Raw genomic sequence first — 24,456 nt, forward strand, 5'->3', positions numbered from 1 at the left:
TATGGATGTGGAGGTAAAAAAGCAAGCAAAAAAAGCCCAGCTGTCAAATGATGAAGTCAAAGAGCTCATCAAAAAAAGCCAAGACGGTGATCAGCAAGCAAGAGACCTCCTCGTAGAAAAAAACATGCGTCTTGTTTGGTCCGTTGTTCAGCGCTTTTTAAATAGAGGATATGAACCAGATGATTTGTTTCAGATTGGCTGTATTGGACTGCTGAAATCTGTTGATAAATTTGATTTGTCATATGATGTGAAGTTTTCGACCTACGCTGTTCCAATGATCATTGGTGAAATCCAGCGATTCATTCGTGATGATGGAACAGTCAAAGTGAGCCGGTCACTAAAAGAACTTGGAAATAAAATTCGGCGGGCAAGAGATGAATTGTCTAAGTCTCACGGAAGAATGCCCACTGTCCAGGAAATTGCCGAATATCTTGATATCACACCAGAGGATGTCGTCCTCGCCCAAGAAGCGGTCCGCTCACCGACATCGATTCATGAAACCGTGTATGAAAATGACGGAGACCCGATTACATTGCTTGATCAAATTGCGGATCATTCAGAAGAAAGATGGTTTGATAAAATCGCTCTGAAAGAAGCGATCAAGGAATTAGAAGAACGAGAAAAACTCATTGTGTACTTAAGATATTATAAAGACCAAACACAATCTGAGGTAGCAGAGAGGCTCGGTATTTCACAAGTACAAGTCTCGCGGCTTGAAAAGAAAATTTTAAAACAAATCCAAATGCAAATGGATCAAAAAGACAGCTAGCCAATTAGGCTGGCTTTTTTTGTGTGGTAATTACCGGTAAATCAAGTTCTATCAGTATGAGAACCATTTTTCACCACATACTATTTTTAACCCATCGTATAGGAAGTGACTTGGATGGACGGACAAATCTTTCTTCGGCTGCGCCATCGAATCAAGACCGGTAATGATCAGCTTGTTTATTTAGAAGATATCGCCCAAATCACTGGTGATGAGTTTGCTGTGCAAAAGCTTAGCAAAATGCCGATATATCATGTCAGTAAAAAGGATCGTCACATCGCCGTTCTTGATATCATGCATGTGGTCAAAACGATCAAAAAAACATGGCCAGACATCGACATTCAAACCGTTGGAGGCGCTGAGGCCATTGTCGAAATTGATACAGGCAAACGCCAGCTTTCTCCCGTTTTATTTGTGTTTGTATGGCTCCTGTTATTTGTCGGAGCGGCGCTTGCCATTATGAATTTCCACGAGGATGTCAGTATGCGGCTCGTTCATATCCGCCTATATGAAATGATCACAGGAAAAACGGTTGAGCATCCTTATTTATTGCAAATTCCATATAGCTTCGGACTAGGCTTCGGCATGATTTTATTTTTCAATCATGTATTTAAAAAGCGTTTAAATGAAGAACCAAGTCCGCTTGAAGTGGAAATGTTTAAATATCAGCTCGATCTCGATCATTATGTCGCCCTCAAAGAAAATAAAGAGACAATGAAAGACATTCATGATCGGTAAGTGGCTTTTTGTCGTGCTTGTTGGACTTGGCGGCGGTTTAACGGTAGGAGCAGGATTTGTGGCATTTCTCACAGTGCTGGGCATCATCCCTCGTTTAATGCAATTAACCAAAACGCAGCGCTTCATACAAGGATACGAGGCGGCTGTCATCAGCGGGGCGGTCGTTGGCGGCTGGGCAACCTTAAGTCCAATACATTTGCATTTATCCAAATGGCTGGCACTTCCGATCGGTCTTTTAGCGGGCATCTTCGTCGGCATGCTTGCAGCTGCGCTGACTGAAGTATTAAATGTACTTCCTATATTAACGAAAAGAATTGGAATGGACGGGAAAATTGTTTTGCTTCTCATGGCCATTGTCTTAGGAAAGGTATTTGGTTCACTATTTCATTGGCTAATTTATATTTAAGAATTTGGAGGGAACAACACGTGTCGAGTTTAAAAGAGAACTATCCATCTAAGGTGAAAACGTATCAGCCTAAACCTCCTTATGTCCTCAACTGCATCAAGGCTTTTCTTGTTGGTGGATTGATCTGTGCCATAGGCGAGGGGCTGCAAAATTTCTATATTCACTTTTTTGATTTTAATGAAAAGACAGCAGGGAACCCAACCGTAGCGACCCTCATTTTAATTTCTTCTATATTAACTGGTATCGGTATTTACGATAGAATCGGCCAGTTTGCTGGAGCGGGATCCGCTGTCCCGGTGACAGGGTTTGCAAACAGCATGACAAGTGCTGCTCTTGAACATAGAAGTGAAGGGCTTGTGTTAGGTGTAGCCACGAACATGTTTAAGCTTGCTGGGAACGTCATTGTTTTTGGTGTCGTCTCGGCATATGTCGTAGGGATCATTCGATACATCTTGGAAAAGGCGTTTTCGTAGGAGGAATGAAACGTGAAACTAACAGGTAAACAATCTTGGGTATTTGAGCACAAGCTTTATGTCAATGCAGAAGGAACAGCTGCAGGACCGAAAGAAAAAGAAGGCCCGATCGGTCATCTAATTGATAAAACATACGACGAAATGCATTGTTATCAAAAGAACTGGGAAATGGCTGAAAGGCAGCTCATGGATGATGCGATATCAACCGCTTTATCAAAAGCAAATTTGCAAAAAAGCGATGTTGATCTTTTGCTGGCAGGAGACTTACTGAATCAAAACGTCACAGCAAACTATGTGGCAAGAGAACTTAAAATCCCGTTTCTTTGTTTATTTGGAGCATGCTCCACATCAATGGAATCGGTCGCCATTGCTTCGGCATTAGTAGATGGTGGTTTTGCAAAAAGAGCCATTGCTGCGACAAGCAGTCATAATGCGACGGCAGAACGCCAATTTCGTAATCCGACAGAATACGGCGGACAAAAACCAGATACAGCGACAAGTACAGTGACTGGGAGCGGGGCCGTTATTATCAGCCAAGAGCCCTCCCAAATTCAAATTACAAGCGCAACTGTGGGACGAGTTATGGATCTTGGGATTACAGATCCATTTGACATGGGGTCGGCAATGGCACCGGCAGCAGCAGATACCATCAAGCAGCATTTAGAAGATCTAGGGAGAACGGTTGAAGATTACGATCTTATTTTAACAGGTGATCTATCTGGCATTGGCTCACCGATCTTAAAGGATCTGCTCAAAGAAGACGGCATTCAGCTCGGCCGAAAGCACGATGATTGCGGATTAATCATCTATACACCCGATCAAAACGTGTTCGCTGGAGGCAGCGGCTGTGCGTGTTCAGCTGTTGTGACATTCAGTCACATCTTTCAAGAAATGAAGGCAGGGAATTTGCAAAGAGTACTGGTTGTCGCAACCGGGGCACTTCTCAGCCCGACGATGGTCCAGCAAAAAGAGACCATTCCAACCATTGCGCACGGTGTCGTATTTGAGCGTGCAGGAGGAGAGAGCTAATGGATTATCTTATCGCTTTTGTTGCAGGCGGACTTATTTGCGTCATTGGCCAGCTTTTACTAGACGTACTCAAACTTACGCCTGCACATGTCATGACCACCTTTGTTGTGGCGGGTACCATCTTAGACGGATTCGGTATTTATGATAAATTTATTGAATTTGCAGGTGCGGGCGCAACCGTACCAATCGTCAGCTTTGGTCATAGCTTGCTTCATGGGGCGATGCATCAGGCAGATGTACACGGGTTCATCGGAATCGGGATCGGTATTTTTGAATTAACTTCTGCTGGAATTTCAGCTGCGATTTTATTCTCATTTATTATCGCTCTTATCTTTAAACCGAAAGGATAACCTAATATGGGGCAAAGACGGAAAGTCATTTTAGTGACAGACGGAGATATATATGCTGCCAAAACCATTGAGCTTGCTGCTAAAAACGTCGGTGGACGATGTATTTCCAGCTCAAAAGGAAATCCAAGCAAACGGACAGGGCCTGAACTTGTACAGATGATTTTAAAAACGCCGTATGATCCAGTGTTTGTCATGTTTGATGACTCTGGCCTGACAGGTGAAGGAACAGGAGAGACAGCGATGAAGCATGTGGCGCGTCACCCTGAAATTGAAGTCATAGGAGCGATCGCCGTTGCATCCAAAACGCATCAAGCTGAATGGACAAAAGTTCATGTTTCCATTGACCGGGAGGGTGAACTGACAGAATACGGTGTCGACAAGCATGGTCTTCCTGAAATGGAGCCTCATAAAATGAGCGGGGATACAGTGTATTGTCTTGACTCGCTCCATCTTCCGTTTGTTGTTGGGATTGGAGATATTGGCAAAATGGGACGTAAAGATGATCTGAGCAAGGGATCTCCGATCACAATGAAAGCAGTTGAATTAATTTTAGAAAGGAGTGGTTTCCATGAAGAAAGACAAGGTAAACGTGTACCGAGACCCGAAGAAAAATGAAGATTACTTCAAGGAAAATGTCGGAATGGGTCTCAGCTTTGACCTTGGCGTGCGGAAAATTTATATACACGATCAGGAAATCCAACTTTACTATGTAAACGGACTGTGTGATACACAGTATGTCATCTACTTATTAAAAGAGCTAATTGAAATCAATGACAACGAACCTGAATCAGATGATCTGGCACGTGTGGTCGAGAACCGTCTAGTCAATCAGCAGGTCTCAAAGGTTGAAACGCTCGATGAAGCGGTAGACCAAGTGCTGTCGGGGCTTGTGGCAGTTGTAGTAGAAGGTGAAAACTACGCATTTATCATTGATGTCAGAAGCTATCCTGGCAGAATGCCAGAGGAGCCGGATACAGAAAAGGTTGTCCGGGGCGCAAGAGACGGCTTTGTTGAAAACATTATTGTCAATACAGCGCTCATACGAAGACGGGTGCGAGATGAAAAACTGAGATACAAAATGCTCAAAGTAGGCGAACGTTCGAAAGCGGATGTATGTGTTTGCTACATTGAAGATATTGCGGACCCAGATCTTGTCGATATCATAGAGAAAGAAGTATCAGGAATCAAAGTCGATGGGCTGACGATGTCTGATAAAACGATTGAAGAATTCATTATTAAACAAGGATACAATCCCTTTCCCCTTGTACGCTACACCGAGCGTCCAGATGTCGCCGCTAACCATATACTAGAAGGTCATGTCATCATCATTACGGATACATCTCCTAGTGTCATCATTACGCCAACCACCATTTTTCACCACGTTCAGCACGCAGAAGAATACCGCCAGGCACCTGCAGTTGGTACGTTCCTAAGATGGGTACGCTTTTTAGGCATTTTATGTTCAACGTTTCTTTTACCGATTTGGTTTCTGTTTATCCTCGAACCAAGTCTTCTGCCGGATCATTTAAGCTATATTGGCTTTAATAAACCTTCTCATATCCCGGTCATATTACAAGTATTCCTTGCTGATTTTGGGGTGGAATTTTTAAGGATGGCAGCGATTCATACGCCAACCGCTTTGTCGACCGCCATGGGGCTGATTGCGGCTGTTTTAATTGGACAAATCGCCATTGATGTCGGTTTATTTACGCCAGAGGTCATCTTATACGTCTCACTAGCGGCTATCGGGACATTTACAACGCCAAGCTATGAGCTGAGTGTCGCCAATAAGATTGTACGACTCATCATACTAGCACTCGTGGCGATCTTTAAGCTGAATGGACTCATCATTGGTTTTACGTTGTTAATCATATATTTAACATCCATACGTTCATTGCAGACGCCTTATATGTGGCCGTTTCTTCCTTTTAATGGGAAAGCTTTATGGCAAGTGTTAATTCGGACGTCTGTTCCTGGCTCAAAAGTAAGGCCAAGCATCGTTCACCCTCAAAACAGATCAAAAATTCCGCCAAATTCTTAACGCTCATTGAAAGTGGCTGAAGATTGTGATATTGTATTTTTAACTTTGAGAAACGGCAAAAGGCAGCTCACGCAGCTGTCTTTTTTCAGCCGAGGCGGAGAAAGAGGGAATGACATTGTATTTACACGGCACTTGCAGACAAAATGAACTCGGTCATTTAGAAATTGGTGGTGTTGATGCCGTTTCTTTAGCTGAAACGTATGGGACACCACTTTATGTATATGATGTGGCTTTAATACGGGAGCGTGCAAAAAGCTTTCAAAAAGCATTTATAGAAGAAGAGTTAACAGCGCAGGTAGCATATGCGAGTAAAGCATTTTCCTCCATCGCCATGTTTCAGCTTGCCAAGGAAGAAGGATTATCTCTTGATGTCGTATCAGGAGGGGAGCTTCACACAGCCATTTGCGCCGGGTTTCCGGTAGAAAAAATTCATTTCCATGGCAACAATAAAAGCAGGGAAGAATTGAAAATGGCGTTAGAGCACGAGATCGGCTGTATTGTCGTAGATAATTTCTACGAAATGAAGCTCATTGAAGAGCTTGGTCAAGAGCTGTCAAAACAGGTGAAAGTGCTGCTCCGTATTACACCAGGTGTCGAAGCGCATACACATGATTACATTACAACAGGCCAAGAGGATTCCAAATTTGGCTTTGACCTTCACAATGGACAAGCAGATGAAGCGGTGAAACAAGTGCTTGGATCAGAAGTGATCGAGCTTTTAGGCGTTCATTGCCATATCGGTTCACAAATTTTTGATACGGCTGGTTTTGTCCTTGCAGCAGATAAAATCTTTTTGAAGCTAGATGAATGGAGAGAATCATTTGGTTTTATTTCGACCGTGTTAAACTTAGGCGGCGGCTTTGGTATCCGTTATACAGAAGAAGATGAACCACTTCCTGCGACAGAATACGTCGAGAAAATTATCCAAGCTGTAAAAGAGAACGTAGCCCGCTATGAGTTTGATATGCCGGAAATTTGGATTGAGCCAGGCCGCTCTCTCGTTGGAGATGCAGGGACAACGCTTTATACGATCGGCTCATCAAAACATGTACCTGGCATTCGCGATTATGTTGCGGTAGATGGGGGAATGAGTGACAACATTCGTCCAGCTTTATATCAAGCGAAATATGAAGCGGCAAGTGCCAACAAAATGAGCCAAACGCATGATCAAACGGTTTCCATTGCAGGGAAATGCTGTGAAAGCGGAGATATGCTCATTTGGGATATCGATTTGCCAGAGTTATCACAAGGAGATTTATTAGCTGTCTTTTGTACCGGAGCTTACGGCTACAGTATGTCAAACAACTATAACCGCATCCCGCGCCCGGCTGTTGTATTTGTAGAAGACGGGGAAGCGCAGCTTGTCGTTGAACGCGAAACATATGCCGATATTGTCAAACTTGATTTACCGTATCAATCAAAAGTGAAATCATCTACGTAAAAAAGCTGCCTGATGTACAGGCAGCTTTTTATGATGACTTATTTTCCTCCAGTAAATACAGAGACGATTGCGTTCCAAATGGAGACAAAGAAATCCCAAATCTTTTGAAGAAGGTTTTTCCCTTCATCTGATTCTATGAATTTCGTAATCTTGTCTTTTGCTTTATCGATTTGAGATCCTACTTGGCTCCAATCGATATTGATGTTCTTCATTTTATCGAATAGTGAAACAAGCTGATCCTTTTGATCTTGCGTTAGATTTAAGTTTAAATCAGAAGCAGCCTGATCCACTTTTTCTTCTACTTCTTTTGTTGTTTTAGGGACACCATTTTTCGCAATGTCATCCTTGATTTTTGCAATAAGGGCAGAAGCATTGTCTTTCCCGATGGAGTCACCCAATTTAGAAGTTGTCACAAGCTCTTCGTTTGCTACCTGTTTCACATCTTCTGGAATGGCTTTGTCGCTTGACACTTCATAGGCTTTTAATAGACCCGTCAGTGCGGCTGTACCAGAAACTTCAAACGGCGCAGTCACGACAACCTTGGCATCCTTGACACCGGCTGTCATTAAAGCATTTAAATACATCTCATCTGTAATGGTCTTGATGTTATGTGTATCCACAGTCAGACCAATACCTGATTTTTCAATGGTGATAGATGAAGATGATAATGCTCTCGTCCCGATAGAAGAACGAGGGATATACTTTCCTAAATATTCATGCTCTTCTTTATTGGTTACTTCAATTTTTGTCGCATTTTCAGGTGGATTCAACTCGTCAAGCACCTTCTGGCGATCAGCCGGAGTTAAGTCTTGCCCAAGTGTGACGATGACATCGCCGACAGCTGCATCCGCTAAGCTGACTTTTGGCGCACCAATTAGGAAAAGGAGCGCTGCCATCATACCAAGCATTGATTTTTTAAACATGTTGACCTCCTTCAAGTCGAAAGGGTTCCTCTTTCAAGAGAAACTCATCTTTTGAGCACACGTAAAGAAATGCACTCCATCATATAGACGTAACAAATCGATTCGACGTTTCAATTTTCTTTTTAAGATGTTTTCCTTTTCCAATATAATGAAGACATGTTGCACAGTCTGTCATCAATTTAATAGGAAAAAAGGATCAAGCTCTTCTATTGTATCAATCCTAAGAAAAGAGGTAAATCACAATCAAAGAGCAGGGGATGTTTAACATCACCGAAAATGTGCTATAATGAGCGTTGTTTAACCTGAAAGGAGAATGTGAAAAATGGCGAAAAAAGGATACATACAACTAACGAATGGTAAGAAAATTGAGTTTGAACTATACCCAGAGGCTGCTCCAGGTACAGTAGCAAACTTTGAAAAATTAGCGAATGAAGGCTTCTACGATGGATTGAAATTCCACCGCGTCATCCCAGGCTTCGTAAGCCAAGGCGGCGATCCAAACGGTAATGGAACTGGTGGTCCTGGTTACACAATTAAATGTGAAACAGAAGGGAATCCACATCAACACGAAAGAGGTTCATTATCAATGGCGCATGCTGGTAAAGATACAGGCGGCAGCCAATTCTTTATCGTACATGACCCTCAGCCGCATTTAAACGGTGTTCACACTGTTTTTGGCAAAGTAACATCTGGTATCGAGGCTGTTCTAGATATGGAACAAGGCCAAGGTATGGAAAAAGTCGAAGTTGTCGATGCTTAATCCAAAACACCGCTTAATCGCGGTGTTTTTTTATGTTAAATCTGATTTTACGGTTATTTGTTCCGTAAGGCGGTAGGTGATAATCCAATACAAAAGGGCAATGGCACTGACAGAGGCACCAAATAAACATACCCCGATCCAGCCATCGTTTGCGTATATGCTGGTTGAAACAATAGAACCAGTCGCACTGCCGATGGAGTAAAAAATCATATAAGCAGCAGTAAGCCGGCTTCTCGCCTCAGGCCGAACAGTGAAAATCATACTCTGATTGGTCACGTGTACGGCCTGCACAGATAGGTCAAGAATGATAATACCAATGACTAATGCAATAAGTGAATGCTTAACCAAACCGATGAAAAACCATGAAACGAGCAATAGGACAAGGGCAATGCAGGTTGTGAACTGTCCTAAACCTCGATCAGCAAGACTCCCAGCCCGAGCAGCACCTAATGCTCCGGCTACTCCAGCAAGGCCAAATGCGCCAATAGCAGTATGTGAAAGAGAGAATGGCGTGGTACTGAGGGGCAGCACGAGCGAAGTCCATAACGTACCAAACACAATAAAAATAAGAAGAGCCAGAATTCCACGGATGCGCAGGATTCGTTCTTGTCTGAACAATGTAAACATTGAACGAAGCAGGTTTGCATAGGATAATGACTCTCTTTCGCTGTCATCACCCGGGAGAATTCGGAACAACACGCCAGTTATGATAAGCATCATAATGGCAGAAACTAGGTAGACTGACCTCCAGCCGGCGAGATCGGTTAGTACACCAGCAAACGTTCGTGCGAGAAGAATCCCGATCACGATTCCACTTTGCACCAAGCCAACAATACGACCGCGCTCTTCTGGAGCGGCCCAAGTCGCTGCGAACGCTACGAGTACTTGAGTGACCACAGCAAGCAGTCCGACCACAGCTAATCCTATAAAGAGGACGGTGACGATAGGAGCGATGCCGACTAGAATGAGAGACAACACGGATAAAAGCATCTGACCAATGATGAGCCGGCGTCTATTCAATAGATCACCAAGTGGTACTATCAGTAGCAGCCCCAGCGCATAACAAAGCTGAGTAATCGTAATGACCATGCCAATGGATGAATAGGTGATACCAAATTCGGATGCGAGGGAGTCTAATAACGGTTGTGCAAAGTATATGTTTGCAACTGCCATCCCGCAGGCTATCGCAAACAGCAGTGCCATATAGCGAGTCATCGTTGATCTCGGTTTGATTGGTAAATGAGTCGTTTCCATATCAAGATGTTCAATGGAAGTGATTTTTTCTTTCACCATGCATTTCATCGTCTCCTTTTGTACTAAAAAGTATAATATACTGTTAGGTATATTATGATTCCTGTTAAGGATAACCAACAAAACGTTTTAAAGTCAAGACTTTGATACAGTTAATTGATGCTGATCTTGAGAGGGTAAGGCAATTTGACATTAGTACGTCAATAAAATAAAATTATAATGTACCGATTGGTAACCAAATAGAGAATAATATCAAGAAATAGATGGCTGACTTTGTGAAGAAATTTTATTGTTGAAATGAGGAATTGCTGATGGTTCGACAACGGGAATTTGATAAGGAAAAAGCGTTGGATGAGGCAATGGTGCTTTTTTGGGAAAAGGGGTATAGGGCCACTACATTAAGCGATTTGACTGCAAAAATGGGAATACAGCGGCCAAGCTTATACTCAGCTTTTGGAGATAAAGAGGAATTATTTGAGGCCGCATTACGCAAATATACAAAGCAGCATGCTGGCCATATTCGAACAAAACTTCAAAGCAATCTTTCTGCAAAGGAAGCATTTCATGCATTATTTGCAGATTTAGTAGAAGAGGAATATAGAGATGGTCCGAGTAAAGGATGTTTTTGCATCAATACAATAGTGGAACTTGCGCCACACGAAGAGAAATTTGAAATTCTTACAAGAGAGCATCAGATGTATCTTTCGGTCATTTTTGAAGAAAGGATTGTTCAAGGTATTCGCTCGGGTGAGCTCGAAAGCAGTCTGAATGCTAAAGCTTTAGCACAGACACTGGTCGTTTCTTTCATTGGACTTACCGTCCTCATGAAATCTCGTCCAGAGCGTTCATTTGTAGATCATTCTGTAGCGACGATACTTTCCATATTGAAATAAACAGTCTACGTGGAAAAGAGTCAATATAGGGAAAGCGTATTTTGATCAAGCTATCAAAACACGCTTTTTCTTTTAGGACAGTTATGGACAGAACTCGATTTTGTGATATGATAAGAGAACAAATATTCGCATTTGTGGGTGTCGCCACATTCAACTGAAAAACAGAAGTCAATGCAAATTAAAAAAGCGTGTTTCATGCTGAAAGAAAGCAGGAGATAATTTGAAACCATTAACAAAAGAAGAAAAAAATCAAATGATGATTGCCATTCAGCGTTACTTTGCCGAAGAACGAGAAGAAGAGATTGGTGAATTAGCAGCCATTAATATACTAGAATTTATCACAAAAAATCTTGGAAGTTACTATTATAATCAAGGGGTTCGTGACAGCCGGAACATTGCTGTTCAGAGATCGCAATTGTTAGAGGAAGATCTATTCGCACTCGAAAAAAGATGATCATCAATGGTGTGCGCCCTACTAACGGATAAAGAGGAAAGAGACCCCCTTAATAAAGAACGCATATTCGTATCATATGTAATGATGAAAAGGTGGAACCAAAGGTCCAACTCAATCGTTATATAAGTAACCATTAATGGAAATCAGCTTTTTTGGTTTTATTTCATCAAAAGAAGGAATAAAACATACAAATAGGCGAAGTGCAGATGATGGAGGTTCTAAATATGGGGAAAATTAAATTGAAAATTGCCGTCTTATTTGTTTTACTGCTTTGTTTAGGCGCAGGTTATTTATACATGAATGGCATGAAAATTGAAGATGTGCCAACAGCCATTGGTGAAAGCTTAACAAATAATGATAAAGATTATACCATCTATGAATATACCATTACGAAAATTGATGGAGATGAATATTACGGTCAAGCAAAAAACGGCACAAAAATCATTTTTAATGGAAAGAAATTCGAAGATGATGTGGCCGACTTGAAGAAAGGCGATCGTATTAAAGCCTACTTTAGTAATGAAAAAAGAATAGATGGACTTATAAAAGTAGTAAAAGTCGTTAATTAACAAGTCTCCTTTCCTATAAGGAGACTTTTTTTGTGAGAAATCTTGATTGTTGCATTTGACAACAAGGATCGCTATAATAGCCCCTAAGGACAGCTAAATATCGATTGTATCCTTCGGGGCAGGGTGAAAATCCCGACCGACGGTAATAAAGCAAATGCTTTACAGCCCGTGACCCGTTAATTTATTAACGGTTGATTCAGTGAAAAGCTGAAGCCGACAGTGAAAGTCTGGATGGGAGAAGGATAAAGAAAGCTATGAACGAAAAATATTTGTTGATCATAGTTTTATTTCTGATGCAAAAAAGCCAAAGCCCCGGAATTTTTTCCGGGGCTTTCTGTATGTACATGTAGTTAATAGACCGGCATGCAGTGTTTATTAGGTGATCCCTCATCTACCTTGTATGGACCTTAAAAAGCGACGAAGGTGCTCAATCGATCACATGTCCCTAACATCGCTTTTTTATAAAGTGAGAAATACAAATGAAAAGAAAGGGAGGATCACATGTTTACGGGGATAATTGAAGAAGTTGGCACCGTACAGTCATTAAGTAAAAAGTCAGCAGATGCCATGGAAATTGTCATTAAGTGCAGCCGTGTGCTAGAAGATGTTCACCTTGGAGACAGTATTGCGATCAATGGTGTATGTCTTACAGTCACAAGCTTTACAAAAGCACAGTTCGCAGCAGATGTGATGCCAGAGACGGTCAAAGCGACATCACTGGATCAGCTGACATCAGGCAGTCCAGTGAATTTAGAGCGGGCCATGTCCTCGAATGGACGATTCGGCGGCCATTTTGTCTCAGGCCATGTTGACGGAACGGCAGTCATTACCCGAATAGAAAAGAAAAGTAATGCCATTTACTATGATTTGGAGATGGACAAGACCCTCACAGATATGCTCACGCAAAAGGGTTCGATCGCAATAGATGGTGTCAGCTTAACCATTTTCGATTTGCAAGATTCACACGTCACAGTCTCTATTATTCCTCATACGCTTGAAGGAACTATTTTCCCGACTAAATCTATGGGAGAGATTGTGAATATAGAGTGTGACATGATCGGCAAATACATTTATCGCTTTTTAACAAAAGAACAAGGCGAAAAGCAGCCATCCCGATTGACCCCATCATTTTTAAAAGAGCACGGATTCTAGGAGGCGATTGTATGTATCATTCAGTAGAAGAAGCAGTATATGCTCTAAAAGAAGGAGAAATCATTATTGTAGTGGATGATGAAGACAGAGAGAATGAAGGAGATTTTGTGGCACTTGCTGAGCATGCCACGCCTGAAGTTATTAACTTTATGGCTTTACATGGAAGAGGCCTCATTTGTACACCGGTCCATACGTCGATCGCCAAACACCTGAACCTGCATCCAATGGTAGAACAAAATACAGATGCACACCATACAGCGTTTACAGTGAGCATTGATCATGTGACAACGACGACTGGTATTAGTGCTTTTGAGCGCTCTGCGACCATGCTTGCCATGTTAAATAAAGACGCAACACCAGAAGAATTTGCCCGCCCAGGTCATGTGTTTCCGCTCATTGCAAAAGAGGGCGGTGTACTAGAAAGACCAGGTCATACAGAGGCGGCGGTAGATCTTGCGAAACTGGCAGGTTCAGAGCCAGCGGGTGTCATATGTGAAATTATGAATGTAGATGGCACAATGGCGCGCGTCCCCGAACTAAAAGAGATCCAAAAACAGCACGGTTTAAAGATGCTGACAATCGAAGCATTGCAGACCTATTTAAACAATAACGAAACAGCAACTATCGAAACAAAATAAAAATCACAAAAAAGGATGATCAACATATGAATACAATACAAGGGCATGTAGTAGCAGAAGGACTAAAATTTGCAATCGTCGTCGCGAGATTTAATGACTTTATTACAAGTAAACTGCTTGACGGAGCAGAAGATACATTGCTCAGACACGGAGCAAACGGTGACGATATTGATGTCGTGTGGGTACCGGGTGCTTTTGAAATTCCGTACATGGCAAAAAAACTAGCTGAAACAAAGAAATACGATGCCGTCATTACACTAGGAACCGTAATCCGGGGCGCAACAACTCACTACGATTATGTTTGTAATGAAGCCGCTAAAGGAATTGCTCAAAGTGCCATGTCAACAGGAGTACCGATTATCTTTGGTGTACTAACAACAGAATCCATTGAACAAGCCATCGAAAGAGCCGGCACAAAAGCTGGAAATAAAGGCAGCGAATCGGCTGCAGCTGCCATTGAAATGGCGAATCTCAATCGAACCTTTCGTTAATTTAGTGAAAAAGAGTTTAAAAACGGTATAAAAATGTTTATAATGTGTGATGAGCAAATGATTCGTGAGACATTTGCTGGACATTAGGATAATTTGAATATTGAGGGGTATATATGTTAATTCGTTATAAGAGGTCTTTTGAAAAAATTGCCATGGGGCTACTCTCCTTCATGCCGGGTGAGAAAGACGTCAAACAGCTTCAGCAGACGATGAAGTCATATGAAATGGATGAAAATCGGCAGCTGTTCCTTTGGAAAGATGGCGAGGATATCGTAGGTGCCATTGGTGTGTTAAAAACAGACGACCAAGTACAAATCGAGCATATTAGTGTGAATCCATCCCATCGAGATCAAGGAATCGGCAAGGAAATGGTTTTAGCCGTGGAAGAGGTATTCAAAACCAAAACACTCATTCCAAATGAATTAACGCAAGGCTTCTTTCATAAGTGTCACAGCGAAACAAATTAAATATCACACATGTAAAAGCAGAGGCTACAGTCCTCTGCTTTTTTTACGTTCGATCTGCTTTTTTCGTTCAAGCAATACATCTGTCCGGTCACGCAGTCTATGTTTTTCGATCAAAAATGTGTGGGATAAGTTGCTCTCCTGTCCAAAGGTCAGTCCTTCTTTTTGAGCCATTTCTTGGCATAAAGAAAGAAGCGCTTGATCTTTGATCGGGAGCAACACACTTTCGTAGGGCATGTCTTCATTCATTTTCTTCTTTAGCGTTCTCAGAAGTATGAGAAACGCCTCATCATCTAGACCGAGGTTCGCTAATACGGGCCGGTTTGCTTCCAGCAAGTGGAGGCTGTTTGAAATGAGCCGTTTTGCCCCTTTTCCATTTCCCCGTCTTTGATGATACAAAGCAACGGCAAGCTGAATGAAACCAACCCAATATTCTTTGCGCTGCTCAGGCGGGTCTTCCTTCCAATATTCCTCAAGAATTTCATGACACTCAAAATAATCTCTTGTCGTATGAAATTCATGTAAAAAAGCCACGTACGCTTCAGGATACACAGTGGTCATCTCCTTTTCCACTCTCAGTCTAACATATTGAAAAGAAAAGAAGAAAGAGCGCCCTTCGTGAAAGGACGCTCTGTTTCTTTAATAAACCCAAGCCGCGCCAACGATGATCAGCAAGATGAAAAGCACGACAATAAGCGCGAAACCTCCGCCAAAGTTATAGCCATCTCCCATAATGATACGGCCTCCTTTTTCATCAGTTCTGTTTTACAATGGTATTCTATGTATAAATGCCCTGAGTGGTATGGGCGAAACCACTGTTTTTCTTGTTTTGCCTAGGACATCATGGTCGAAATTATATTGGACGAGAGCTTTATCCTGTCTTATACTAAAGGTTAGCCGGTGAAACGGTACTTAGAAGACAGTAGAAATGGTGAGAAAAAAATGCTGGAATATCAGGTGAAAATAGATTCGTTTGAAGGTCCTTTGGACTTACTTTTACATTTAATCAACCGGTTGGAAATCGATATTTATGATATTCCCGTTGCTAAAATTACGGAGCAGTATTTATTATATGTCCACACAATGAGGGAGCTTGAACTTGATGTGGCAAGTGAATATTTGGTGATGGCTGCAACCCTCCTGAGTATTAAAAGCAGAATGCTCCTTCCGAAACAAGAGGAAGAGCTATTTGATGAAGACCTGCTCGAAGAGGAAGAGGACCCTCGAGAAGAGCTGATTGGCAAATTGATTGAATACCGCAAGTATAAAAATGCAGCACAAGAACTAAAGGAACGCGAGGAAGAAAGGCAAAATGCCTTTACAAAACCTCCGAGTGATTTAAGCGAATTTGCAAAAGAATCGGAAGTGAAGGACACAAACTTACATGTCACGGTGTATGATATGTTAGGTGCGTTCCAAAAGGTATTGAACCGAAAAAAAATAACGAAACCAGCACCATCTAAGATTACAAGACAAGAAATCCCGATTGAAGACAAAATGAATGAGATTATGAACCATTTAAGAAAAACGAAAAAGCGGACCAATTTCATGACTCTATTTCAACATGATCAAAAGGAGCACCTTGTCGTGACGTTTCTTGCTGTTCTCGAATTGATGAAAAGTCATCAAATCATGTTAGAGCAGGAAGGAAACTTTGAAGACATTTATATAATAGGGAGTGAAACGATTCATGACGCTTGATATCGTGAATTGGAAAGCCATCATAGAAGCGCTGCTGTATGCAGCAGGTGACGAAGGCTTAACAAAAAAACAGCTCATGTCTGTTCTTGAAGTAGAAGAGGCAGCATTACTCGACATGATGTCTGCCGTAAAGGAAGAATATCAAAAACAAGAACGAGGGATTGAGCTCATTGAATATGCAGATTCATATATGCTGCTGACGAAAAAAGAATACAGCATTTATTTGAAAAAATTAGTCGAGACCCCATCCAAAGGTTTGTCACAGGCAGCGCTTGAGGTACTCGCAATCGTTTCTTATAAACAGCCGATCACACGCAGTGAGGTAGAGGAGATCAGAGGAGTCAAATCAGAGCGGGTGCTTCATAGTTTAGTAGCCAAAGCACTGCTCTGTGAAGTAGGACGTGCCGATGGCCCGGGGCGAGCGATTCTTTATGGGACAACACCTACCTTTTTAGAGCAGTTTGGCTTAAAGGCCTTGGATGAATTACCTCCGCTGCCAGAGAATGTGGAAGCAGATGGTGTACAAGAAGAGGCTGATCTATTTTTTGAAAACTTCAATCAAACATTCGAAGAGATAAAATAGTTCAAAAGAATGAAAAATGTATGATAAAATATAAAAAAGATTTTAGGTCTAACATCTATTGATGTCAGATAAAATGGTAATAAAGCCATGAGGGGAAGGTAAACACGAAACAAATGGCACATATGAATGTAAAGGCTCAAGTTGAACAAGCAGGCGTCTTTTTATCAAAGGTTGCAACTGAAATGAATGGTTTTCTGAACGAAGCTACCTTATCAAGCATGAAACGATTAAACCCTGAAGCGGAAGCCTATTATTGTGACATATTGAGTACATTACGGAAGCTTGCAGTGTACAGCGAGGATGCAGCGGCAGTTTGCAGGAAAATCAGCCAGCAGCAGACATTCCCTCAGCAAGCCGCGCAGCAGACGCTTCACCGTATTTATCATCAATGTATTGAAGAATTTTTTACGCCGAAAAAGGATACATGGTATGAAGACAGCCGTTCCGCGTATACAGGAAAGGGCAGCATTGTTTTCCACCATGAAGTATCCGCTGATATGAAACGATTATTTTCTTCATTAGAAAACGATTTTTTAGCGATGAGAGAAGAGCTAGAATATACGACATCTCATCAGCAAATGAAAATGGTATAGCAAGAGGAAAAAGTGTCTCTACATATAGAGACGCTTTTTTTTATGGACGAGGCATCATAACTTTTTAAGGCGCGCATACACTTGTACAAAACGGACAAGGACGTGAATGAACATGCCCTATTTAAAAATTGGAACAGCAGTCCTTCTTCTATTTACACTCTTACTGCCTTTTTCCTCACATGCCAAAGCAGACATATCATTATCTGTGAGTGCAAGAAGCGCCATTTTAATAGATGGACAGTCAGGCAGAGTCCTATTTGGAAAGGACGAGCATGAAAAAAGGAGAATCGCCAGTATTACGAAAATTATGACGGCGGTATTAGCCATTGAATCAGGAAAAATGAAAGACACCGTCAAGGTATCAAAACGCGCGATTCAAGCAGAGGGCTCATCGCTCTATTTAAAAGAAGGGCAGAAGGTGAGTTTAGAAGACTTGACGTACGGGCTTATGCTGCGTTCTGGAAATGATGCAGCTGTTGCCATTGCAGAGCATGTGGGCGGCAGCTTAGAAGGATTTATTTTTATGATGAATCAAAAAGCGTCTGAACTAGGAATGGAGAATACAAATTTTCAAAATCCGCATGGACTCGATGATCATAAACATCATTATTCATCAGCCTATGACATGGCCATCTTAACAAAATACGCCATGGAGCATAAACAATATCAAAAAATTGCGGGCACGACTTTCTATAAAGCGAAAACGATGGAAGGCTATTGGAAAAATAAAAACAAGCTCCTCACTGGTTTATATCAATATTCAACTGGGGGGAAAACGGGATATACGAAGCTTGCAAAACGCACACTTGTCTCTACAGCTGCAAAAGGGGATGCGGCGCTGATCGCTGTGACCATTAATGCGCCAGATGATTGGAAGGATCATATCTCTATGTTTGAATATGCATTTGATCACTATAAAACGTACGTACTTGCTGAAAAAGGAAGACTCGCTTCGTTAAAAGGAACCTTTTACGAAAAAAAAGCATTTATCAAGCGTGATGTGGACTATTTTTTAAATGAAGATGAGAAAAAGCTAGTGGAAATTGAAACGGAAATGCTTACCCCTCAAAAGAAGTGGGAAAAAAACGCCGAAGCCATCCCGGATGTTGTAGGGAAAATGACATTTTTATTAGATGGCCAGGTGATCGAGCAAGTTCCGATTTTTTATGAAAATAAACGAAATCGAATGCCTCAAAAAAGCTTTCAAGAAATGTTTAAGTCTGTCTTTCAGACATCTATAGGCGGATCTTCATGGTCAATCTAATTTGGGTATTCCTCACTGTCATCGGTCTTGTGTATGCGATGTTCAACGGAACGATGGAGGAAGTAAACGAAGCTGTATTTAAGGGCTCAAAAGAAGCAGTTACCATTTCAATTGGTCTGATTAGTGTCCTCGTTTTTTGGCTCGGACTGATGAAGATTGCAGAAGAGGCAGGTCTGTTAAATTTCTTTAGTAAATTGTGCCGTCCCTTTATTTCAAAGCTATTTCCGGATATTCCGCCTAACCATCCCGCAATGGGGTATATTTTGTCCAACCTTATGGCGAATTTCTTTGGTCTCGGGAATGCTGCTACACCGCTTGGGATTAAGGCAATGGAGCAGATGAAAGCATTAAACGGCAGAAAAAATGAGGCAAGCCGGTCCATGATTACATTTTTAGCGGTCAACACATCCTCTATCACACTTGTGCCAACAACCGTCATTGCGATTAGAATGACCTATGGTGCAGATCAGCCAACAGACATTGTAGGCCCAACCATTTTGGCAACACTCATCTCAGGAATCGGTGCAATTCTCATTGATCGCTATTTCCACTATCGCAGAAGCAGGCGGGGGTGATCTCGTGTCATTTATTAACTGGCTGTCACTTGCTTTGATCCCACTGATCATCGCAGGAATTTTAATTGCAGGAACCATTAAAAAGGTACCGACCTATGAAACATTTGTCGAGGGCGGGAAAGAGGGGATTCAAATTGCCTTTTCAATCATTCCTTATTTAGTCGGTATGCTTGTGGCCATTACGATATTCCGTGCGTCTGGTGCGCTTGACTTTGTCATGGGACTGTTAAAACCTGTGTTTACAGCGATCGGCTTCCCGGCAGAAGTGGTGCCGCTTGCGTTTATTCGTCCGATATCTGGCACGGCCGCACTCGGGATGACATCAGACCTCATTGCGACATATGGACCAGATTCTTTTATCGGACAGCTCGCAGCTGTCATGCAAGGGTCAACAGATACCACTCTATACATTTTAACGGTCTATTTTGGAGCAGTCGGTATTAAAAAAATGGGAGATGCGCTGAAAGTAGGTCTGTTAGCGGACCTCATTGGAATCATAGCATCTGTCATCATCGTCAGTTTGTTATTTAGCGGCGCCTAATGAGGCGCTTTTTTGTATTTCGTGGATGGAAAATCGCTTTTTAGCTGAAATTAGACAGACGAATCGCTTATTTTTCCACGAATGCTTGTTTGTTTTAAGTCAAGCAAGTAAGATAGTACATGAGGTGAAAGACAAATGGAACGTTTACAGAAAGTAATTGCACATGCCGGCGTCGCTTCTAGACGAAAGGCAGAAGAATTAATTAAAGAAGGACGAGTTACCGTTAATGGTCAAACAGTGACAGAGCTCGGAGTAAAAGTGGGCTCTTCAGATAAAATTGAAGTCAACGGATTAAAGCTTGAAAGAGAAGAACCGGTTTACTTTATGCTTTATAAACCGCGCGGCGTCATTTCAGCTGCTGAGGATGATAAAGGACGTAAGGTCGTCACAGATTTCTTTGATGACGTCCCGCAGCGCCTTTATCCAATCGGCCGCTTAGATTATGATACGAGCGGTTTGATTTTAATTACAAATGACGGGGAATTTGCCCATAAGCTCATGCATCCGAAATATGAAATTGATAAAACGTATGCAGCGAAGCTAAAAGGCATCCCATCAAAGGAATTGCTTAGAAAGCTAGAAAAAGGGATCATGTTAGATCATAAAAAGACAGCACGTGCTCGTGCCAAAATGCTTTCTATCGATAAACGAAAGCAGACATCTATCGTTCAATTAACCATTCATGAAGGCAGAAACAGACAAGTGCGCCGCATGTTTGAAGCGATCGGTCATGATGTGTTAAAGCTAAAAAGAGAGCAATATGCGTTCCTTCATATTGAAGGCATGAGACCGGGAGACCGCAGAGAATTGTCTCCGCATGAAGTCAAGCGCCTGAGAGCGATTGCAGATCATGGGAAAAGCGCTTTTTAATTTTCACATAAACTTCAAAAAATGAAGAAGCATCAAAAGAAGGAGAATGCTATAATTTACCTGAATGTCTATGGGGAAGGGGTACTTCAGATGAAGAAAAGACGGTTTTTCATACGGACGGGCATTCTCCTCGTGATGCTTGCTGCACTTTGTTATACGATGTATAACTCAGTATTTGCCAAACAGGATCAAGTCAAAGAAGGATCTATTGCGCCAAACTTTGTCCTTCAATCAGTGGATGGGGAACGGATTGAATTAAAGGAATTAAAAGGCAAAGGCGTCTTCCTTAATTTTTGGGGGACCTGGTGTGGTCCGTGTAAACAAGAATTTCCTTACATGGCAAATCAATATGAAGTATTCAAGGATCGCGGTGTGGAAATTGTTGCAGTCAATGTTGGGGAATCCAATATTGCCGTGAAAAATTTTATGGAATCCTATGGCGTGAATTTTCCTGTTGCGATGGACAAAGATCGTCAAGTGACAGAGGCATATGATATTACGCCGCTGCCAACCACATTTTTAATTAATCCTGAAGGCAAGGTAATCAAAGTCATAAAGGGAACCATGACAGAACGTAATGTCTATGAATATATGAATTTGATTAAACCAAAGGGGTCATAGAATGAAAGAGGTAAAGTGCGAGTGTGGACATATTAATCCAATCGGTACTGTTTTATGTGAATCATGCGGGAATCCAATTGCAGCTATAGAGAAAAACTCTTCAAAGCTGCTTGATATGAGATATGACGGCAGTGCAAGACGCTCGCAAACATACAACAAAACGATTGTGGATAAAGTATGGAACTTTTTTTCTTCCGTTAAAGTGGGTGTGTGGCTGATTGTTATTACACTGCTTGCTTCCTCACTAGGAACCATTTTTCCGCAGGAGCGGTTTATTCCGCCAGGTGCATCTGCTTCCACCTATTATGAAGAGCAATATGGGTCGTTTGGTAAGCTGTATTACATACTTGGATTCCATGATCTTTATAATTCTTGGTGGTTTTTAGCTTTAGTCGCATCAATCGGAATCTCCCTTGTCATTTGCAGTCTCGACCGGGTCATTCCTCTTTATCGGGCACTTAAAAACCAAGGGGTTATCAAAAAAGAAGGCTTTATGAGAAGACAGCGTCTGTTCAGTGAAACAGACAAAACGTTAGATCAGCATACATATGAAGGCATCATAAGAGCAATGAAACAAAAGCGTTACCGCGTGCGAGAAGAAAACGGACATATTTTAGCTGAAAAAGGCCGCTTTTCACGCTGGGGGCCTTACGTCAATCACATTGGATTAATCATCTTTCTCATTGGATCGATGCTCCGGTTTGTCCCGGGCATGTATGTGGATGAAACGCTCTGGGTCAGAGAAGGTGAAACGGCCCCAATCCCAGGCACAGATGGTCAATACTTCTTGAAAAATAATGCGTTTTCAATTGACCGCTATGAAACTGGAAATGAAAAAGAAGTGTTTGAGAATGCGATTGAAAGAGCTGGCGACGGTCAAGTGGTGAAAAGTTATAAAACCGATGCCACTTTATACAAACGTGAAGGGGAAGTTGTGTTTGGTGAAAAGCCCAAGCTGAAGCAGGTAACAGAACACGATATCAAAGTGAACGAACCGCTCAAGTTTGATCATTTCTCATTATATCAAGTGGATTTTAAACAAAATGAACTCGATCAAATGGTCTTTCAGCTGATTCGTAAAGATACAGAAAAATCTTTCGGAACAGTGAAGATTAATCTGCTGGAGCCTAAGTCAGAATATGATCTTGGTAGCGGTTACAAAGTCAAAGTGATGAGCTATCTCCCTGATTTTTATTTTGACGATGATGGAACGCCGAGTACGAAAACAAGGAATCCGAATAATCCTGCTTTCGTGTTTGAAATGATTTCTCCTGAAAAGCCTAAAGGTGAAAAAAGCTTTGTGGCGATTCAAGAGACAGTAGAAGGCTCTGATAACAACATATATAAAATGAAGTTTGATCGAGTGGAAACGAAAAACGTCACGGGATTGACGGTTAGAAAAGATTTAACTCTCGGGGTGCTCATCGTAGGCGGGATTATCTTCATGATTGGTGTCGTGCAGGGGATGTATTGGCAGCATAGAAGAATTTGGCTGTCTGCAAAGGATGGAAAAGTATTTGTGGCAGGACACACAAACAAAAACTGGTTCGGCTTAAAGTCTGATCTCAACGTGTTACTAAGTGACAGTGGCATCAAACAGCCAGTTGATCAAAAAGAACTGCCTGATACAACAAGTATCAGCAAAAACAAGGGGGAAGGATTAGATGGCAGCAGTCAGTGAAAACCTGTTATTTGCAGCTTTTCTATTGTATTTAGCGGCAGTTCCTTTTTTTGGTGGTGCCATTAAAGGAAAAAAGAAAGTTGATGGACCGCGCAGGAATAAGGCGGCACTTATCGGCATTACGCTCACCATCATCGGTTTTTTAAGTCAATTTGGCTATTTTATTTCAAGATGGATGGCGTCTGGTCATGCACCAGTCAGTAATTTGTTTGAATTCACAACCGCTTTTGGCATGATGCTTGTGCTCGCATTCATCATTTTATATTTTGTGTATCAAGTGTCTGTACTTGGTTTATTTACACTTCCAATCGCTTTATTGATTATTGCCTATGCAAGTATGTTCCCATCTGATATATCACCGCTGATTCCTTCACTACAAAGTAATTGGCTTTATATTCACGTGACAACAGCAGCACTTGGGCAAGCCATTTTAGCGATCAGCTTTGTGGCAGGTGTCATCTTCCTATTAAAGCATGTCGACCAAACAAAGCCAGGGAAGAAGACATTTGGTTTAGAGCTCGTCATGTTTATGATTGTCGTCACACTTGCATTTATCGCTGTCACGTCCATCTTTAGAATGACAGGATACGAGGCGAAATTTAATTGGGTCGATAAAAATAAAGAGGAAAGTGTGATGGTCTATGAGCTGCCAGCTCTAGTTGGACCTCATAAAGGAGAGCTTGTGACGCAAGATCGTTTGGAACCATTTGTTGATTTGCCGCCTGTTTTTTCAGGAAGAAAGGTCAATACGGTGTTATGGTCATTCGGCACGGGGCTGATCTTGTATGGACTGATTCGGTTGATCATTCGCAAACGACTCAGCGCTCTGCTTCAACCGCTTGTGAAGCAGGTGAACCTAGATTTAGTCGATGAAATTGGATACAGGGCTGTTTCCATTGGTTTCCCTGTATTTGCGTTAGGCGGGCTGATTTTTGCAATGATCTGGGCGCAAATTGCCTGGACTCGGTTCTGGGGCTGGGACCCGAAGGAAGTATGGGCATTGATTACGTTTCTCTTTTATGCAGCCTACCTTCACCTTCGCTTATCAAGGGGCTGGCATGGCGAAAAGTCCGCTTGGCTAGCTGTCATCGGATTCGCCATCATTATGTTTAATCTCATCTTTGTCAATCTTGTGATTGCAGGGCTTCATTCTTACGCTTAATCACATGAAAAAGGCCAACTTTTTAT

General features: G+C 41.9%; 30 protein-coding genes, 1 pseudogene and 1 riboswitch. Of the genes and pseudogenes, 27 read left to right on the forward strand and 4 right to left on the reverse strand.

Features of this window, described 5'->3' with window-relative positions; all coding sequences use genetic code 11:
* Position 1: 1 nt before the first annotated feature.
* The 9 genes from sigF (at position 2) to lysA (ending at position 7,244) form a co-directional block, all read left to right on the forward strand.
* A complete protein-coding gene (sigF, locus tag C6Y02_RS08185) occupies positions 2–769 on the forward strand; it encodes an RNA polymerase sporulation sigma factor SigF (RefSeq protein WP_060596768.1) in 768 nt (255 codons plus the stop codon).
* A gap of 114 nt (positions 770–883) precedes the next feature.
* Positions 884–1,504, forward strand: a complete 621-nt coding sequence (locus C6Y02_RS08190; RefSeq protein ID WP_060596767.1) for a stage V sporulation protein AA — start codon at positions 884–886, stop codon at positions 1,502–1,504.
* A complete protein-coding gene (locus C6Y02_RS08195) occupies positions 1,494–1,910 on the forward strand; it encodes a stage V sporulation protein AB (RefSeq protein WP_034661142.1) in 417 nt (138 codons plus the stop codon). Before C6Y02_RS08190 ends, C6Y02_RS08195 begins: the two co-directional genes overlap by 11 nt.
* 20 nt (positions 1,911–1,930) lie before the next feature.
* Positions 1,931–2,383 carry a stage V sporulation protein AC gene (gene spoVAC, locus C6Y02_RS08200; protein ID WP_034661140.1) on the forward strand — a complete coding sequence of 151 codons (453 nt, stop codon included), beginning with the start codon at positions 1,931–1,933 and terminating at the stop codon, positions 2,381–2,383.
* Between the two features lie 12 nt (positions 2,384–2,395).
* Entirely contained in the window at positions 2,396–3,412 is a 1,017-nt protein-coding gene (gene spoVAD, locus C6Y02_RS08205; RefSeq protein WP_106031042.1) for a stage V sporulation protein AD, read from the forward strand.
* Positions 3,412–3,762: a stage V sporulation protein AE gene (spoVAE, locus tag C6Y02_RS08210; protein ID WP_007501045.1), complete on the forward strand. Its 351-nt coding sequence runs from the start codon at positions 3,412–3,414 to the stop codon at positions 3,760–3,762. The genes spoVAD and spoVAE overlap by 1 nt, the downstream gene beginning before the upstream one ends.
* A gap of 6 nt (positions 3,763–3,768) precedes the next feature.
* Positions 3,769–4,377 (forward strand): stage V sporulation protein SpoVABEA, encoded by a 609-nt coding sequence (gene spoVAEA / locus C6Y02_RS08215; RefSeq protein WP_106031043.1) that lies wholly within the window; start codon positions 3,769–3,771, stop codon positions 4,375–4,377.
* Positions 4,331–5,803 carry a spore germination protein gene (locus C6Y02_RS08220; protein WP_034661136.1) on the forward strand — a complete coding sequence of 491 codons (1,473 nt, stop codon included), beginning with the start codon at positions 4,331–4,333 and terminating at the stop codon, positions 5,801–5,803. The genes spoVAEA and C6Y02_RS08220 overlap by 47 nt, the downstream gene beginning before the upstream one ends.
* Positions 5,804–5,918: 115 nt before the next feature.
* Positions 5,919–7,244: a diaminopimelate decarboxylase gene (gene lysA, locus C6Y02_RS08225; protein WP_060596764.1), complete on the forward strand. Its 1,326-nt coding sequence runs from the start codon at positions 5,919–5,921 to the stop codon at positions 7,242–7,244.
* A 38-nt stretch (positions 7,245–7,282) separates the two neighbouring features.
* Here lysA and C6Y02_RS08230 read toward each other — a convergent pair whose 3' ends face one another.
* A complete protein-coding gene (locus C6Y02_RS08230; protein ID WP_106031044.1) occupies positions 7,283–8,167 on the reverse strand; it encodes a DUF1002 domain-containing protein in 885 nt (294 codons plus the stop codon).
* A gap of 322 nt (positions 8,168–8,489) precedes the next feature.
* Here C6Y02_RS08230 and C6Y02_RS08235 point away from each other — a divergent pair, with 322 nt between their 5' ends.
* Positions 8,490–8,927 (forward strand): peptidylprolyl isomerase, encoded by a 438-nt coding sequence (locus C6Y02_RS08235; protein WP_008359679.1) that lies wholly within the window; start codon positions 8,490–8,492, stop codon positions 8,925–8,927.
* A gap of 30 nt (positions 8,928–8,957) precedes the next feature.
* Here the strand turns inward: C6Y02_RS08235 and C6Y02_RS08240 are convergent, their stop codons facing one another.
* Positions 8,958–10,220, reverse strand: coding sequence for an MFS transporter (locus tag C6Y02_RS08240; RefSeq protein WP_060596763.1), 1,263 nt, complete (start codon positions 10,218–10,220; stop codon positions 8,958–8,960).
* Between the two features lie 269 nt (positions 10,221–10,489).
* Here C6Y02_RS08240 and C6Y02_RS08245 point away from each other — a divergent pair, with 269 nt between their 5' ends.
* From C6Y02_RS08245 to C6Y02_RS08280, 7 genes and pseudogenes are all read left to right on the forward strand, one after another.
* Entirely contained in the window at positions 10,490–11,071 is a 582-nt protein-coding gene (locus tag C6Y02_RS08245) for a TetR/AcrR family transcriptional regulator (RefSeq protein ID WP_034661130.1), read from the forward strand.
* A gap of 220 nt (positions 11,072–11,291) precedes the next feature.
* Entirely contained in the window at positions 11,292–11,525 is a 234-nt protein-coding gene (locus C6Y02_RS08255; protein ID WP_003215556.1) for a DUF2164 domain-containing protein, read from the forward strand.
* 224 nt (positions 11,526–11,749) lie between these two features.
* Entirely contained in the window at positions 11,750–12,094 is a 345-nt protein-coding gene (locus tag C6Y02_RS08260) for a hypothetical protein (RefSeq protein WP_034318777.1), read from the forward strand.
* A 105-nt stretch (positions 12,095–12,199) separates the two neighbouring features.
* Positions 12,200–12,341: riboswitch (FMN riboswitch) on the forward strand.
* Positions 12,342–12,595: 254 nt separating this feature from the next.
* Positions 12,596–13,246: a riboflavin synthase gene (gene ribE / locus C6Y02_RS08265; RefSeq protein WP_060596762.1), complete on the forward strand. Its 651-nt coding sequence runs from the start codon at positions 12,596–12,598 to the stop codon at positions 13,244–13,246.
* 11 nt (positions 13,247–13,257) lie between these two features.
* Positions 13,258–13,863, forward strand: a pseudogene (ribB, locus tag C6Y02_RS08270) (3,4-dihydroxy-2-butanone-4-phosphate synthase); the annotation flags it as partial.
* Positions 13,864–13,910: 47 nt separating this feature from the next.
* On the forward strand, positions 13,911–14,375 hold the full coding sequence (ribH, locus tag C6Y02_RS08275; protein ID WP_060596841.1) for a 6,7-dimethyl-8-ribityllumazine synthase: 465 nt from the start codon (positions 13,911–13,913) through the stop codon (positions 14,373–14,375).
* A gap of 113 nt (positions 14,376–14,488) precedes the next feature.
* A complete protein-coding gene (locus tag C6Y02_RS08280; protein ID WP_003215830.1) occupies positions 14,489–14,842 on the forward strand; it encodes a GNAT family N-acetyltransferase in 354 nt (117 codons plus the stop codon).
* Positions 14,843–14,866: 24 nt separating this feature from the next.
* On the opposite strand, the gene C6Y02_RS08285 is transcribed toward C6Y02_RS08280, so the two are convergent.
* Together C6Y02_RS08285 and C6Y02_RS08290 are read right to left on the reverse strand one after the other, a co-directional pair.
* Entirely contained in the window at positions 14,867–15,391 is a 525-nt protein-coding gene (locus C6Y02_RS08285; RefSeq protein WP_034661127.1) for a DUF309 domain-containing protein, read from the reverse strand.
* Between the two features lie 87 nt (positions 15,392–15,478).
* A complete protein-coding gene (locus tag C6Y02_RS08290) occupies positions 15,479–15,571 on the reverse strand; it encodes a YjcZ family sporulation protein (RefSeq protein WP_012010430.1) in 93 nt (30 codons plus the stop codon).
* Between the two features lie 210 nt (positions 15,572–15,781).
* Between C6Y02_RS08290 and C6Y02_RS08295 the strand changes: the two genes are divergently transcribed.
* The 10 genes from C6Y02_RS08295 (at position 15,782) to ccsB (ending at position 24,430) form a co-directional block, all read left to right on the forward strand.
* Positions 15,782–16,540, forward strand: a complete 759-nt coding sequence (locus C6Y02_RS08295) for a segregation/condensation protein A (RefSeq protein ID WP_034661986.1) — start codon at positions 15,782–15,784, stop codon at positions 16,538–16,540.
* Positions 16,530–17,123, forward strand: coding sequence for an SMC-Scp complex subunit ScpB (gene scpB / locus C6Y02_RS08300; protein WP_034661126.1), 594 nt, complete (start codon positions 16,530–16,532; stop codon positions 17,121–17,123). The genes C6Y02_RS08295 and scpB overlap by 11 nt, the downstream gene beginning before the upstream one ends.
* Before the next feature lie 113 nt (positions 17,124–17,236).
* The gene (locus tag C6Y02_RS08305; protein WP_060596761.1) at positions 17,237–17,716 is read left to right on the forward strand and encodes a YpuI family protein; all 480 of its coding nucleotides are present in this window, start codon (positions 17,237–17,239) and stop codon (positions 17,714–17,716) included.
* Positions 17,717–17,828: 112 nt separating this feature from the next.
* Positions 17,829–18,980, forward strand: a complete 1,152-nt coding sequence (locus C6Y02_RS08310; RefSeq protein ID WP_060596760.1) for a D-alanyl-D-alanine carboxypeptidase family protein — start codon at positions 17,829–17,831, stop codon at positions 18,978–18,980.
* Positions 18,968–19,555, forward strand: a complete 588-nt coding sequence (locus tag C6Y02_RS08315) for a nucleoside recognition domain-containing protein (protein ID WP_106031046.1) — start codon at positions 18,968–18,970, stop codon at positions 19,553–19,555. Before C6Y02_RS08310 ends, C6Y02_RS08315 begins: the two co-directional genes overlap by 13 nt.
* Positions 19,556–19,559: 4 nt before the next feature.
* Entirely contained in the window at positions 19,560–20,096 is a 537-nt protein-coding gene (locus C6Y02_RS08320) for a spore maturation protein (RefSeq protein ID WP_003216139.1), read from the forward strand.
* 135 nt (positions 20,097–20,231) lie between these two features.
* Positions 20,232–20,966 (forward strand): 23S rRNA pseudouridine(2605) synthase RluB, encoded by a 735-nt coding sequence (gene rluB, locus C6Y02_RS08325; RefSeq protein ID WP_034661122.1) that lies wholly within the window; start codon positions 20,232–20,234, stop codon positions 20,964–20,966.
* Positions 20,967–21,056: 90 nt separating this feature from the next.
* Positions 21,057–21,587 carry a thiol-disulfide oxidoreductase ResA gene (gene resA, locus C6Y02_RS08330; protein ID WP_034661121.1) on the forward strand — a complete coding sequence of 177 codons (531 nt, stop codon included), beginning with the start codon at positions 21,057–21,059 and terminating at the stop codon, positions 21,585–21,587.
* A gap of 1 nt (position 21,588) precedes the next feature.
* Positions 21,589–23,268 carry a cytochrome c biogenesis protein ResB gene (gene resB, locus C6Y02_RS08335; protein WP_106031047.1) on the forward strand — a complete coding sequence of 560 codons (1,680 nt, stop codon included), beginning with the start codon at positions 21,589–21,591 and terminating at the stop codon, positions 23,266–23,268.
* A complete protein-coding gene (gene ccsB, locus C6Y02_RS08340) occupies positions 23,252–24,430 on the forward strand; it encodes a c-type cytochrome biogenesis protein CcsB (protein ID WP_050943828.1) in 1,179 nt (392 codons plus the stop codon). The genes resB and ccsB overlap by 17 nt, the downstream gene beginning before the upstream one ends.
* Positions 24,431–24,456 lie beyond the last annotated feature (26 nt).

The organism is Bacillus sp. NMCC4, assembly GCF_002998555.1.
In the GTDB taxonomy this organism is placed as follows: Bacteria; Bacillota; Bacilli; order Bacillales; family Bacillaceae; genus Bacillus.

Bases quoted from the DNA above. Each gene is read 5' to 3' on its own strand.
- sigF (WP_060596768.1), top strand. From the start codon at position 2: ATGGATGTGGAGGTAAAAAAGCAAGCAAAAAAAGCCCAGCTGTCAAAT.
- C6Y02_RS08190 (WP_060596767.1), top strand. From the start codon at position 884: ATGGACGGACAAATCTTTCTTCGGCTGCGCCATCGAATCAAGACCGGT.
- C6Y02_RS08195 (WP_034661142.1), top strand. From the start codon at position 1,494: ATGATCGGTAAGTGGCTTTTTGTCGTGCTTGTTGGACTTGGCGGCGGT.
- spoVAE (WP_007501045.1), top strand. From the start codon at position 3,412: ATGGATTATCTTATCGCTTTTGTTGCAGGCGGACTTATTTGCGTCATT.
- spoVAEA (WP_106031043.1), top strand. From the start codon at position 3,769: ATGGGGCAAAGACGGAAAGTCATTTTAGTGACAGACGGAGATATATAT.
- C6Y02_RS08220 (WP_034661136.1), top strand. From the start codon at position 4,331: ATGAAGAAAGACAAGGTAAACGTGTACCGAGACCCGAAGAAAAATGAA.
- C6Y02_RS08230 (WP_106031044.1), bottom strand. From the start codon at position 8,167: ATGTTTAAAAAATCAATGCTTGGTATGATGGCAGCGCTCCTTTTCCTA.
- C6Y02_RS08235 (WP_008359679.1), top strand. From the start codon at position 8,490: ATGGCGAAAAAAGGATACATACAACTAACGAATGGTAAGAAAATTGAG.
- C6Y02_RS08240 (WP_060596763.1), bottom strand. From the start codon at position 10,220: ATGGTGAAAGAAAAAATCACTTCCATTGAACATCTTGATATGGAAACG.
- C6Y02_RS08245 (WP_034661130.1), top strand. From the start codon at position 10,490: ATGGTTCGACAACGGGAATTTGATAAGGAAAAAGCGTTGGATGAGGCA.
- C6Y02_RS08260 (WP_034318777.1), top strand. From the start codon at position 11,750: ATGGGGAAAATTAAATTGAAAATTGCCGTCTTATTTGTTTTACTGCTT.
- ribE (WP_060596762.1), top strand. From the start codon at position 12,596: ATGTTTACGGGGATAATTGAAGAAGTTGGCACCGTACAGTCATTAAGT.
- ribH (WP_060596841.1), top strand. From the start codon at position 13,911: ATGAATACAATACAAGGGCATGTAGTAGCAGAAGGACTAAAATTTGCA.
- C6Y02_RS08280 (WP_003215830.1), top strand. From the start codon at position 14,489: ATGTTAATTCGTTATAAGAGGTCTTTTGAAAAAATTGCCATGGGGCTA.
- C6Y02_RS08290 (WP_012010430.1), bottom strand. From the start codon at position 15,571: ATGGGAGATGGCTATAACTTTGGCGGAGGTTTCGCGCTTATTGTCGTG.
- C6Y02_RS08295 (WP_034661986.1), top strand. From the start codon at position 15,782: ATGCTGGAATATCAGGTGAAAATAGATTCGTTTGAAGGTCCTTTGGAC.
- scpB (WP_034661126.1), top strand. From the start codon at position 16,530: ATGACGCTTGATATCGTGAATTGGAAAGCCATCATAGAAGCGCTGCTG.
- C6Y02_RS08305 (WP_060596761.1), top strand. From the start codon at position 17,237: ATGGCACATATGAATGTAAAGGCTCAAGTTGAACAAGCAGGCGTCTTT.
- C6Y02_RS08310 (WP_060596760.1), top strand. From the start codon at position 17,829: ATGCCCTATTTAAAAATTGGAACAGCAGTCCTTCTTCTATTTACACTC.
- C6Y02_RS08315 (WP_106031046.1), top strand. From the start codon at position 18,968: ATGGTCAATCTAATTTGGGTATTCCTCACTGTCATCGGTCTTGTGTAT.
- rluB (WP_034661122.1), top strand. From the start codon at position 20,232: ATGGAACGTTTACAGAAAGTAATTGCACATGCCGGCGTCGCTTCTAGA.
- resA (WP_034661121.1), top strand. From the start codon at position 21,057: ATGAAGAAAAGACGGTTTTTCATACGGACGGGCATTCTCCTCGTGATG.
- resB (WP_106031047.1), top strand. From the start codon at position 21,589: ATGAAAGAGGTAAAGTGCGAGTGTGGACATATTAATCCAATCGGTACT.
- ccsB (WP_050943828.1), top strand. From the start codon at position 23,252: ATGGCAGCAGTCAGTGAAAACCTGTTATTTGCAGCTTTTCTATTGTAT.